The following is a 12,130-nucleotide window of genomic DNA, read 5'->3' on the forward strand; positions in this document are numbered from 1 at the left end:
ATCAATGCATTGGATTCAAAGTAAACCAAGCCGCATCATAAGCGTCATCGGGCATGCGTTTAAAACCGCTGCGCACAAAACCATGCCAGCGCCCCACCACCCAAGACATCAACACATCGCTGTACACGCCGACATCAACAGCAGGCATCCAAAGGCCTTCTGCCGCAGCATTACGCAATGTTTGCTTCAACGTCGCAGACAGCCGTTCAATCAACTGAGTGATCCGCTGCTGCAATCGTTCATGCTCATTGACCAAAGCATCACCAATCATGACGCGCGCCATGCCTGGGTTTTTTTGAGCAAAAACCAACAGCACCAACACCATTTTTTTCAATTGTTCATTGGCGGGCACATCACTGGCGGCAATTTGATTGAGCAAGCCAAACAAACTGGACTCAATGAACTCAATCAAACCTTCAAACATCTGGGCTTTACTCGCAAAATGACGATACAGCGCCGCCTCAGAAACGCCCAAAGACTTTGCCAAACCTGCTGTTGTGATTTTATCACCCGCTGGATTTTCCAGCATGTGTGCTAAAGTTTGTAGGATTTGTATGCGCCGTTCCCCCTTGGCTGGCCGCGTTTTTTTTGCAGTGTCTTGTTCGGGCAATTCATCCATGTGGCATCCAAAATTAGTAAAGTGCGAAATTGTAACCGATTCTAAAGGTCAAAATTAAGTAAAAACCTTTATTTGCACCAATCACTGTATAAATTTTATGAATAAATGACAACCAACACGATATTAGAAAGTATCACGAAAGGGATGACAAAGAAAGCATTTCGCGCGCATGGTTGCGAGTGGTGACACTGATGTCCACTCCGCCCAACATGCGGGCAATTTCTTCGATGCGCTCTTCAGTGTTTAGAGGATGAATCTGTGACGTGGTGACATTGTTTCGAGTTGATTTGGAGACCTGCCAATGGTGCTCACCTTGAGCGGCCACTTGGGGCAAGTGGGTGACGCACAACACCTGCCGCTCTTGTCCCAACTGCGCCAACAATTTACCCACCACCTCGGCCACTGCCCCTCCAATGCCAGAGTCCACTTCATCAAAAATCAAGGTGGGCACTGGGTTTGCAGCACTGGTGATGACCGATAAAGCCAAACTGATGCGTGCCAGCTCACCGCCCGAAGCCACTTTATTGAGTGCTTGCAAAGCCACGCCTGCATGACCCGCCACTTTGAACTCAATGGCATCCATACCATGCGCAGCGGGAGTCGCCTCAGTCAGCTCAATGCCAAATTGCCCACCGGTCATGTTGAGGGTTTGCATGCTGGCCGTGACAGCGGTCGATAGTTTTTGTGCGGCGGCGGTGCGTGATGTGCGCAAAGCCAAAGCCTTTGTTTGATAAGCAGCCGCCATGGCCTGTTCTTGCGCAATCAGTTGCTCAAGGTCAAGCCCCTGTTGTAGATCATGCAGCTGAGTTTGTAAATGCAGCCAATGCGCATGCAACCCTTCAGGAGCAATGCGAAACTTACGCGCCTGCTCATGCCAATCACCCAAACGTGCATCAAGCGTCAACCAAGTGCCTTCATCCAAATCGGCGCGCTGGGCATAACTGTTCAACAGCTGGCCCGCCTCTTGCACATTGATCACAGCCACATCCAGCATTTCAACCGCTTCATTTAAACGCTCATCCAAGCGCGCCAAAGGCATCAGCGCTTGCAACTGCTCGCTCAGTTGATCAACCACTGAGGCCTCAACCTCTGTCAATTGGTGAGCGGCACTGGCCGTACCTTGAATCAAGGTGCTGGCATGCGCAAGACGCGTGTGTTCCATCAACAAATGATCCCATTCATCGGCTTGTGGTGCCAAGGCGTTCAAACCATCCAACTGCCATGTGAGCGTTTCGAGCTTACCCATCAGTTCAGCCGCATCGGTTTCAGCGGTATCGCGTAATTTTTTAGCCGTTTGCCATGCGCTGAACGCAGCATGCACCGCACTGCGCAACTCAAACAGTTCAGCATGCTCATCCAGCAACTCACGTTGCGCAGAAACCTTCAACTGCTGCTGACGCGCATGTTCATCGAGCAACTCTCGCTGAGCCGATGACTTCAACAATTGTTGATGGGCATGCTGTCCATGAATGTGCACCAGCTGTTCGCCCAATTCACGCAGCTGTCCAAGCGTTGCACTGATGCCATTGATGAACGCACGGCTTTTACCCTGAGCATCAATCGTTCGGCGGATTAAAATCACATCATCGTCGCCCGCCAATCCAGCTTCTTCAAGCCATGCCATCAAAACAGGATTGCTGTTGAATTCAGCGCTGACCTCAGCCCTTTCGGCCCCCTGAGCCACCATATTGACATCCGCACGATCACCCAACAACAAGCCAATGGCATCGAGCACAATGGATTTACCCGCCCCTGTTTCGCCTGTCAGCACAGTAAAGCCAGACTCGATGTCCAAGTCCAAGGCTTTAACAATCACAAAGTGACGAAGGGAAAGGCGGGTCAACATAGACGTATTCGCTTAAGCTGGGCGTGCAGGATTGAGCTGCCAATTGAGTTTTTGACGCAAGGTGGCAAAATAATTGTATGACTTTGGATGCCAAAAAATACATTTATATGGCGCTTGCACCACACGGACAATGTCGCCACTACGTGCCTCTGCGTAACCGTGCACATCAAAATGCACCACGGCCTCTTTGAATGACACAATTTCAATGTCAACCACACTGTCATTGGGCAGCACAATCGGACGATTTGACAACGACTGCGGTGCAACTGAGGCGATGGTGATGCCCGCCAATTTGGGATGCAAAATGGGACCATTGGCAGCCAAGGAGTACGCGGTAGAACCTGTTGGCGTGGCAATGATTAAGGAGTCCGCACGCTCGGTGTACATGAACTGACCATTTACCGCGACATTTAAATCCAGCATCCCACCCAAACCTGTGCGCCCGACCACCACGTCGTTCAACGCGGTGCCTTCGTAAATCACTTCACCATCGCGTATGATTTGCGCATGCAATAAATCACGTGCCTCAGCGTCATACGACTGATCATATAAGATTTCGCGCAGCACCGACGGCGCATCAGCCAAAGAAATGTCCGTGATGAAGCCAAGATGACCTTGGTTAATGCCCACCAAAGGGATGTTGTATGGGGCGACACGGCGCGCAACGCCCAGCATCGTGCCATCACCACCAACCGCAATCATAACGTCGGCGCAGTTGCCAATGTCGTGTAAATTCACACTTGGAAATTGCTTTAGATTAAAGTGCTGCGAGGTTTTTTCCTCGATGATGACCGCTTTGCCCAAGCCTAAAACGGTTTGAATCACTTGCAGCAAGGGCTCAACGGAGGTGTCTGACTGCAGGCGTCCAGCAAGTGCGACCGTTCGAATGTCAGAGGCTTGCAAACGCAAATCGGCAGTGGATGTGATGAGAAAATCGTTCATGGCGTGATTGTAATGGAATGCAGTGGTTTGTGCCAGCGGCGGGACAAATCATTTCTCGAAAATTAACGCAGATTCTAAACAGCCACGTTACAATGAACATCATCATTTTTGATCGACCACCATGCTCCTCGACGACCGCGCCCACACCTTGCTCAATACATTGATCACCCAATACATTGCCCAAGGTCAGCCCATCGGCTCAAGCACCCTTGCACAACAAGCGGGGCTTAAGCTGTCGTCAGCCACTGTGCGCAACGTTTTGGTTGATTTGGAACATTTGGGCTTGGTCAGCAGCCCACACACGTCTGCTGGACGCATTCCAACACCGCAAGGCTATCGGTTTTTTGTGGACGCCATGATGACCGCAAGCACTTTTGAAACCGTCGAAAATGAATCATGGAGCAGCCAATTTCAACCCGACAGCGCACATCGAATGGCCAGCAGTGCCGCACAACTGTTGTCACAGATTTCTCAATTTGCAGGCATCATTTCAACCCCCAAACGCTCTCACATGTTTCGACACATCGAATTCTTGCTGCTTGCACCGCAGCGGGTTTTGGTGATTTTAATCACCCCAGAAGGGGATGTGCAAAATCGCCTGCTTGAAGTTGATCGCCCTTACCAAACCCACGAGTTGATTGAAGCAGCCAATTATTTGAATGCACATTGTGCGGGTCTGGACTTTACGCAAATCAAGCAACAACTGTCACAAGAGCTGAGCCAATTGCAACAACACGTGACCCTTTTGATGCAAAGGGCCGTATTACACAGTCACGACAACCACACACCTCAAGATGACACACTGATTGTCAAAGGTGAGCGGCATTTGCTCGATGTCACTGAATTTGCCAACAACATGGATCGACTGCGACACACCTTCGATCTGTTTGACGAAAAAACCCGCTTGCTGCAACTGCTCGAACGCACCAATCAGGCAGGCGGCGTACAAGTATTCATCGGCGGCGAATCTGACATGCTGCCCTATGATGGCGTCTCATTGATCACCGCCCCGTACACCGCAAACAATGTGGTCATCGGCACACTCGGCGTCATCGGCCCTTCGCGCATGGCTTATGAGCGGGTGATTCCACTGGTCGATGTCACGGCAAAGCTGCTGTCACGGGCAATGGGGCAAGGGCTGTTGCCATCCCTCTGACCCTCGACCGCCTCAACAGGTGACCCTGCGCCCCACCCATCACAAGACAGAACACAAATCATCCCGCTTGCTGAATGCATTGATTCGCTTTTTTTCGACACATGGATACGGCCCTCAAATGCTCAAGTGAGAACACCGACCTCGTCACATCATGGTTTTGACTCGGTAGCGGCATCCAAGCTGCGCATAAATACATCCGCCCCCTCAAACCCAATCACGCGCCCTTTCTCTTTACCCGTGATCGGTTCAAGCACGATCATTGCAGGCGGTCCATATAATTTAAAATGAGCAAGCAAGGCCGCGTCATCATCGGTATAAGCCGTCATGTCGACACGCACCAACGTCATTCGAGCCATGCGCTCTTTGATCCGAGGATCAGGAAAAGTGTTCTTCTCCATTTCAATGCAGCTGCGACACCAATCGGCATAAAGATCAAGCAACACGGGCTTGTCGCTGTTGGCAACCACTTCATTGAGCTCAACAATGGATTTGACGGGTTGAAACGTCACCACAACAGCTTGATCACCCCAAGCCTTTTGCCAATAGTGCCCCCAAAGAGGCTGTGCAATCCACAACGCCGCCGCGACCATAATCAAACCAATGACCTGTTTGATGCGCACCATCCATGCACCACCCTTGGGTAAAAACTGTCCCAACCCAGCACCCAGCAACAGCAATGGCATGCCCATGCCGTACGCCAACACAAACAACGCCAAACCACCGAGCGCCATATTACCCGTTTGTGCAATATAAGTGATCACCCCCACCAATGGTGCGGTCACGCATGGCGAAGCAATCAATGCAGAAATCGCCCCCATCAGCGCCACACCCCAATAACCATTTTTGCCCTGAGTTTTAGCACTCAACCATGCCTGCCAACTCACGGGGAGCTGCAGTTGAAACACATCAAACAAGCTCAGCGCCAACAGCAACAGCATGGCAGACAGCGCAGCCAACACCCATGGACTTTGCAGATAACGGTGCAAACTGGCACCTGTTTTTGCAGCCATCAAGCCAATCAGCGCATACACCAACGCCATACCTGTCACATAAGCAAAAGCAAGGGCAAGGCCTCGTCTTTTTGACACGACCTGCTGTCCAGCCAAAATACCAGATAAAATCGGCACCATGGGCAACATACATGGCGTGAGTGAAAGCAACACACCCAAACCAAACATAAACAACAACGCAACAGGAACATTATGGGCATCAAACAATTGACGCGCATATGCTGAATTATCTGGTGCGCTGGCTGCTGACCCCTCAATATTTTTTGAAGCACCGACAAGGGGCGGTGCATTGACCCCCGCCTGAGTCGCCAATCCCTCTCGAGCTGCAAGATCACTTATCGGCTTTGGGCTGAGTGGAATTGTAACCGTAGGCGCTTGTGCCACCAATGGGTCACGAGACGGAGAAAGGGCTGTTTTTTTATCCGCCAATTGTGCATTCACAGCGGGCTTGATCCCCCCTGCCACCGAGTTGTTTTCGGCATGGGCCGTCAAAACCTCTTGTGTTTTACGAGGTGGATAGCACAACCCCCCATCGGCACAACCTCGCGACGTGACCACCAATTTAAACAAACCATCGCCTTTGACTGGCACATCAAAGCTGACGCGATCATGATAAATCGCCATGTTTTTATTAAAATTTTCATCAAATTTGATCAGCGCCGCTGGTAGCTTGAACTCACCATTTTGCACCACCGCTCCATCTGGACTGACCACAGCGACAGCAAAATCATCACGATACATGTAGTAGTTGGGGGCAATAGCGAACGATACGCGCACATGCATCCCATCTCGCATGGCAGCAGAAAAGGCAAACGCTTGGTCTGGGGGTAAAAAAGACTCCGCTGCCGATAAACGACCAAAGGCCATCAACATGATGGTCAACGCGATGCTGACAAAGGCTCGACAAAATTTGAATATGGGTGACATCTCATTAACAATAAAAACAAAAAAACGGATTGAACAATCAATCCGTTATTTTACTTCATGCCACAATTTACTGCTGCGACAATCAATTTGATTACTCAGCCGCTTCTTCAGCCACTGGGCGATCGACCAACTCAACAAAAGCCATCGGTGCATTGTCGCCAACGCGGAAACCGCATTTCAGAACGCGCAAGTAACCGCCTGGACGGGTTGCATAACGTGGACCGATTTCATCAAACAACTTCTTAACGATGTCACGATCGCGCAAGCGATCAAATGCCAAACGTTGGTTTGACAATGTGTTAGTTTTACCCAAAGTGATTAAAGGCTCAATCACTTTACGCAACTCTTTTGCCTTAGGCAAAGTTGTTTTGATGACTTCGTGTTGCAACAAAGAAACAGACATGTTGCGGAACATAGCCAAACGGTGGCTGCTGGTGCGATTGAGTTTACGTAAACCTGAACGATGACGCATGATAATTTCCTTAAATAATAGATCTAAACTTCAGCTCTTCTATCCCAAATGGGCGGGCTCGTGATGTTAAATGAATACAAAAAATCGGCAATCCATCTGCCTTTTATTTGATTTTATCAAAGGTTTTGCTCAAACATCTCAAGCAAAACCTTTAATTTTAAAGCCAAAAAAGTAAGTTTTTACTTTTTTCGTACTTACACTTCCAAACCAGCTGGCGGCCAGTTCTCAAGTTTCATGCCCAAAGTCAAGCCGCGAGCAGCCAAAACTTCTTTGATTTCAGACAATGACTTACGACCCAAGTTTGGCGTTTTGAGCAAATCTTGCTCAGAACGACGAACCAAGTCACCAATGTATTGAATCGCTTCAGCTTTCAAGCAGTTCGCAGAACGAACCGTCAGCTCAAGCTCATCCACTGGGCGCAACAAGATTGGATCAAACTGTGGTGCATTCACACGTTGCGTTTGCGCATCAGCTGGATCTTCAGTGTTTTGCAAAGCGGCGAAGACAGACAATTGCTCAATCAAAATCGCTGCCGATTGGCGAACCGCTTCTTCTGGGCTGATGACACCATTGGTGTCAATGTGCATCACCACTTTGTCTAAATCCGTGCGCTGTTCAACACGCGCAGATTCAACAGCATAGCTCACACGACGAATCGGCGAGAAAGAAGCATCCAACATGATGTGACCGATTTTCTTGCTGTGATCGTCTGCAAATGCACGAACGTTACCTGGCACATAACCTCGGCCTTTTTCAATCTTGATTTGCATGTCCAGCTCGCCACCAGCCAAGTGAGCAATCACGTGATTGGGGTTAACGATTTCAACTTCGTGTGAACCTTCAATATCCGCTGCAGTCACCACACCTTCGCCTGATTTTTTCAGGGTCAGTGTAATTTCATCGCGGCTGTGTAACTTAAACACGATGCCTTTGACATTTAACAAAATATCAACGACGTCTTCTTGAACACCATCCAATGTAGAGTATTCATGCAATGCACCAGCGATTTGTACTTCGGTCGCGGCATAACCCGTCATAGAAGACAACAAAACACGACGCAACGCATTACCCAACGTGTGGCCATAACCGCGTTCGAAAGGTTCTAAGACGACTTTCGCGCTGTACTCACCCGTGGCTTCCACTTGAATGTTGCGAGGCTTTAAGAATGCGTTTTTAGACATGGAATTCCTTTCAACTAAGCCATGCGCGAGTCAAAAGCACATGACTTGGGGTGATGTGAAAAACCTCACCTGTGATCAGCAGGCAAGGGGTGCCGCATTAACGTGAGTACAACTCGACGATCAAGCTTTCATTCACATCTTGTGCAACATCAGAACGGTCTGGCGCCGCTTTGAACGTGCCTTCCATTTTTTTCGCATCAACAGAAACCCATGATGGCATGCCAACTTGTTCAGCCAATTGCAAAGCTTCAGCAATACGAACTTGTTTCTTTGCTTTTTCAGTCACAGTGATGACATCACCCGCTTTGATTTGAATCGAAGGGATATTGGCCACTGCACCATTCAAAACGATTGACTTGTGGCTAACCAATTGACGTGCTTCGGCGCGTGTTGAGCCAAAACCCATGCGGTAAACCACGTTATCCATACGTTGCTCGAGCAAGCGCACCAAGTTTTCACCTGTGTTACCACGCAAACGATCGGCTTCAGCAAAATAGCGGCGGAATTGACGTTCCAATACACCATACATGCGTTTGAGTTTTTGCTTTTCACGCAATTGGAGACCGAAGTCAGACGTACGCATGCCCGATTTGGCACCGTGTTGACCTGGTTTAACATCCAATTTGCATTTTGAGTCTAAAGTGCGGCGTGCACTTTTCAAGAATAAATCTGTGCCTTCACGGCGGGCTAACTTAGCCTTTGGTCCTAAATAACGTGCCACAATGGTTCCTTGAGTTAAATGCGATCAGCTCCACCGAGCTGGCGCACGTTTTTAGTTTAAACGCAGGCGCGAGTACTAAAAACAGTGGTCTTAATTGATAAAATCATCAAAAAATAAAACAAAAATACAAACGCGCAAAAAATAAAGGTTATTTTTTGCGCTTACAACATGCTGCAACACCCAATATTGAAAATATTTTTTGCTACAACAAAAACGAAAAGCGTAACCGCTAATTATACATAGCGATTACGCATCGGTCAATCGAATCAATTAGATGCGACGACGTTTTGGCGGACGGCAGCCATTGTGTGGTACTGGCGTCACATCTTGAATCGATGTGATTTTGATACCCAATGCATTCATCGCACGAACTGAAGATTCGCGACCTGGTCCAGGACCCGTGATGCGCACTTCCAAGTTCTTAATGCCGTATTCCAACGCCACTTTACCTGCAGTTTCAGCTGCAACTTGAGCTGCAAATGGTGTTGATTTACGTGAACCTTTAAAACCCGCGCCACCCGCTGTAGCCCAAGACAAAGCATTGCCTTGACGGTCTGTAATCGTAACGATTGTGTTATTGAAAGACGCGTGAACATGCAGGATGCCGTCAACGACGTTCTTTTTAACTTTTTTACGCGCGCGAGCTGCGGCGTTATTTGCTGCTTTTGCCATGATTATCCTTTAGTGCCGATTATTTTTTACCAGCAATACTTGCTTTGCGTGGACCTTTACGCGTGCGCGCATTGGTTTTAGTGCGTTGACCGCGGCAAGGCAAACCTTTGCGATGACGCATACCACGGTAGCAACCCAAGTCGATCAAACGTTTGATTGACATGGTCACTTCGCGACGCAAATCACCTTCAATGGTGAAAGAACCAACGGCTTCACGTAACTTTTCCAAGTCAGCGTCATCGAGGTCTTTAATTTTTTTATCAGCCGCAACGCCTGTCGCTTCACAAATCTTGAGCGCGCGTGGACGACCAATACCGAAAATCGCAGTCAAACCAATAGAGGTATGTTTGTGCGGGGGAATATTAACACCAGCAATACGTGCCATTTTTTATTTCCTTTTTAATTAACCTTGACGCTGCTTGTGACGTGGATCACTAGAGCAAATCACACGCACAACGCGATTGCGGCGAATAATTTTGCAATTGCGGCAAATGCGTTTAACAGATGCGAGTACTTTCATTTTAAAACTCCTCAACTTCTTTTCAATTTAGCCGTATTAAGTGCACTGTAAAGTGATTACTTAGAACGGAATACAATACGGGCTTTCGACAAATCATAAGGGGTCAGCTCGACCGTCACCTTATCACCAGGTAGAATGCGAATATAGTGCATGCGCATTTTTCCTGAAATATGTCCTAAAACCACATGCCCATTTTCCAGCTTGACACGAAAGGTTGCGTTGGGTAGATTTTCTACCACTTCACCTTGCATTTGAATTACATCATCTTTAGCCATGCTTATTTTGTGCCTTTAAAATTCGCTTTGCGCATCAATGATTCATACTGCTGGCTCATCATCGACGATTGAACCTGAGTCATGAAGTCCATCGCAACAACCACCAAGATCAAAACAGAAGTACCACCAAAGTAGAAAGGTACGGACCATTTCAAAATCATCAATTCAGGCAAGACACAAACCAACAACATGTAGAGCGCACCCGCCAAAGTCAATCGCGTTAAAATTTTGTCCAAGTAACGAGCTGTTTGCTCACCCGGACGAATACCTGGAATCACCGCACCGCTTTTCTTCAGGTTATCCGAAGTTTCTCGGCTATTAAATACCAATGCAGTATAAAAAAAGCAGAAAAACACGATCGCCAAAGCGTATAAGGTGATATACAAAGGCTTGCCAGGTGCCAACTCAGCCGCCCAGTCTCGTGCCCACATCGAAGTAGAAGAACCCAACCAACTTAACACCGTTGCAGGGAAAAGCAAAATCGATGACGCAAAAATTGCTGGAATCACGCCCGCCATGTTCAGTTTCAACGGCAAAAATGAACTTTGACCGCCGTATACCTTGTTACCCACTTGACGTTTTGCGTAATTAATTGGAATCTTACGTTGTGCACGCTCAACAAAAACCACAAAAGCAGTCACCAAAAGTGCCATCACAACGATAATGAAACCAGCAAATGCACTCAATGAACCCGTGTTAATCATCTCAAACAATTGAGCAACACCTCGTGGAAGACCTGAAACAATGCCACTGAAAATAATGATTGAGATGCCATTGCCTAAACCACGCTCAGTAATTTGCTCACCCAACCACATCAAGAACATTGTGCCGGTCACCAAGCTAATGACGGTCATGAATTTAAACATGAAACCAGGCTCAGCCACCATCCCCTGCTGGCTTTCGAGCCAAGAGGCAATCGTGAACGACTGAATCACAGCAAGAATCAAAGTGAAATACCGCGTATATTGCGTGATTTTACGTTGCCCTGAAGCGCCTTCTTTTTGCAAAGCAGTGATTGCAGGAACAACAATCCCAGCCAACTGCATGATGATCGATGCCGAGATGTAAGGTGTAATGCCCAAGGCAATAATGGTTGCACGACTTAACGCACCACCTGAAAACAAGTTCATCAAACCCAAAACACCACTTTGATTTGACTGTTTACTGAATAAATCAGCCAACACACTTGCATTAACGCCAGGGACAGGCACGTGAGCACAAATTCTGTACACAACCAACGCCAACACTAAAAAAATGAGGCGTTGTTTGAGTTCAGAACTGCCTTGAGCCTTACCGGCTTGACTAGATAATTTGGCTGTAGCCACAAATACCTCTCAATTACTCGGCAATAGAGCCGCCAGCCGCTTCAATGGCAGCGCGCGCACCTTTAGTGGCGGCGATACCTTTCAAGCTGACTTTACGGCTAATTTCGCCAGTCGCAATGACTTTAACGCTGGTGATCAGTTGACCCAACAAACCAGCTTGCTTCAATGCTTGCAAATCGATGTCATCCACCGGCAAACTTTGCAAATCAGCCAAAGTCACTTCACCAACAAACGCACGAGTCACAGATGTGAAACCACGTTTTGGCAAACGACGGTGCATTGGCATTTGACCACCTTCAAAGCCCAAGCGGTGGAAACCACCCGAACGAGACTTTTGACCTTTGTGGCCGCGACCTGCGGTTTTACCGAAGCCTGAACCAATACCGCGGCCAACACGACGGCGATTAGCAGTCGCACCAGCTGCAGGAGCAATGGTATTTAAAAACATGTGTTTCTCCGTTTTT

At 48.2% G+C, this 12,130-nt stretch carries 14 protein-coding genes; 1 reads left to right on the top strand and 13 read right to left on the bottom strand.

What is annotated here, in order from left to right:
* Position 1: 1 nt before the first annotated feature.
* The 3 genes from slmA to DTO96_RS01220 form a co-directional block, all read right to left on the bottom strand.
* Positions 2-619: a nucleoid occlusion factor SlmA gene (slmA, locus tag DTO96_RS01210; protein WP_114561824.1), complete on the bottom strand. Its 618-nt coding sequence runs from the start codon at positions 617-619 to the stop codon at positions 2-4.
* Between the two features lie 133 nt (positions 620-752).
* Positions 753-2,465, bottom strand: a complete 1,713-nt coding sequence (locus DTO96_RS01215; RefSeq protein ID WP_114561825.1) for a DNA repair protein RecN — start codon at positions 2,463-2,465, stop codon at positions 753-755.
* Positions 2,466-2,477: 12 nt separating this feature from the next.
* Entirely contained in the window at positions 2,478-3,407 is a 930-nt protein-coding gene (locus DTO96_RS01220; RefSeq protein WP_114561826.1) for an NAD(+)/NADH kinase, read from the bottom strand.
* 121 nt (positions 3,408-3,528) lie between these two features.
* Between DTO96_RS01220 and hrcA the strand changes: the two genes are divergently transcribed.
* On the top strand, positions 3,529-4,563 hold the full coding sequence (gene hrcA, locus DTO96_RS01225; RefSeq protein WP_114561827.1) for a heat-inducible transcriptional repressor HrcA: 1,035 nt from the start codon (positions 3,529-3,531) through the stop codon (positions 4,561-4,563).
* Between the two features lie 149 nt (positions 4,564-4,712).
* Here the strand turns inward: hrcA and dsbD are convergent, their stop codons facing one another.
* The 10 genes from dsbD to rplO form a co-directional block, all read right to left on the bottom strand.
* On the bottom strand, positions 4,713-6,500 hold the full coding sequence (gene dsbD / locus DTO96_RS01230) for a protein-disulfide reductase DsbD (protein WP_114561828.1): 1,788 nt from the start codon (positions 6,498-6,500) through the stop codon (positions 4,713-4,715).
* 91 nt (positions 6,501-6,591) lie between these two features.
* Entirely contained in the window at positions 6,592-6,972 is a 381-nt protein-coding gene (gene rplQ, locus DTO96_RS01235; RefSeq protein ID WP_114561829.1) for a 50S ribosomal protein L17, read from the bottom strand.
* A 194-nt stretch (positions 6,973-7,166) separates the two neighbouring features.
* Positions 7,167-8,153: a DNA-directed RNA polymerase subunit alpha gene (locus DTO96_RS01240; RefSeq protein WP_114561830.1), complete on the bottom strand. Its 987-nt coding sequence runs from the start codon at positions 8,151-8,153 to the stop codon at positions 7,167-7,169.
* Positions 8,154-8,250: 97 nt separating this feature from the next.
* Positions 8,251-8,874 carry a 30S ribosomal protein S4 gene (rpsD, locus tag DTO96_RS01245; protein WP_114561831.1) on the bottom strand — a complete coding sequence of 208 codons (624 nt, stop codon included), beginning with the start codon at positions 8,872-8,874 and terminating at the stop codon, positions 8,251-8,253.
* 270 nt (positions 8,875-9,144) lie between these two features.
* Positions 9,145-9,546 (bottom strand): 30S ribosomal protein S11, encoded by a 402-nt coding sequence (gene rpsK / locus DTO96_RS01250; protein ID WP_114561832.1) that lies wholly within the window; start codon positions 9,544-9,546, stop codon positions 9,145-9,147.
* A gap of 19 nt (positions 9,547-9,565) precedes the next feature.
* Positions 9,566-9,931: a 30S ribosomal protein S13 gene (gene rpsM, locus DTO96_RS01255; protein ID WP_114561833.1), complete on the bottom strand. Its 366-nt coding sequence runs from the start codon at positions 9,929-9,931 to the stop codon at positions 9,566-9,568.
* Between the two features lie 18 nt (positions 9,932-9,949).
* Positions 9,950-10,066 carry a 50S ribosomal protein L36 gene (rpmJ, locus tag DTO96_RS01260; protein WP_114561834.1) on the bottom strand — a complete coding sequence of 39 codons (117 nt, stop codon included), beginning with the start codon at positions 10,064-10,066 and terminating at the stop codon, positions 9,950-9,952.
* A 56-nt stretch (positions 10,067-10,122) separates the two neighbouring features.
* Entirely contained in the window at positions 10,123-10,341 is a 219-nt protein-coding gene (gene infA, locus DTO96_RS01265; RefSeq protein ID WP_114561835.1) for a translation initiation factor IF-1, read from the bottom strand.
* Positions 10,342-10,343: 2 nt separating this feature from the next.
* A complete protein-coding gene (secY, locus tag DTO96_RS01270) occupies positions 10,344-11,666 on the bottom strand; it encodes a preprotein translocase subunit SecY (protein WP_114561836.1) in 1,323 nt (440 codons plus the stop codon).
* Positions 11,667-11,679: 13 nt separating this feature from the next.
* A complete protein-coding gene (rplO, locus tag DTO96_RS01275; RefSeq protein WP_114561837.1) occupies positions 11,680-12,114 on the bottom strand; it encodes a 50S ribosomal protein L15 in 435 nt (144 codons plus the stop codon).
* Positions 12,115-12,130 lie beyond the last annotated feature (16 nt).

The organism is Ephemeroptericola cinctiostellae (genome assembly GCF_003339525.1).
Taxonomy (GTDB): domain Bacteria; phylum Pseudomonadota; class Gammaproteobacteria; order Burkholderiales; family Burkholderiaceae; genus Hydromonas; species Hydromonas cinctiostellae.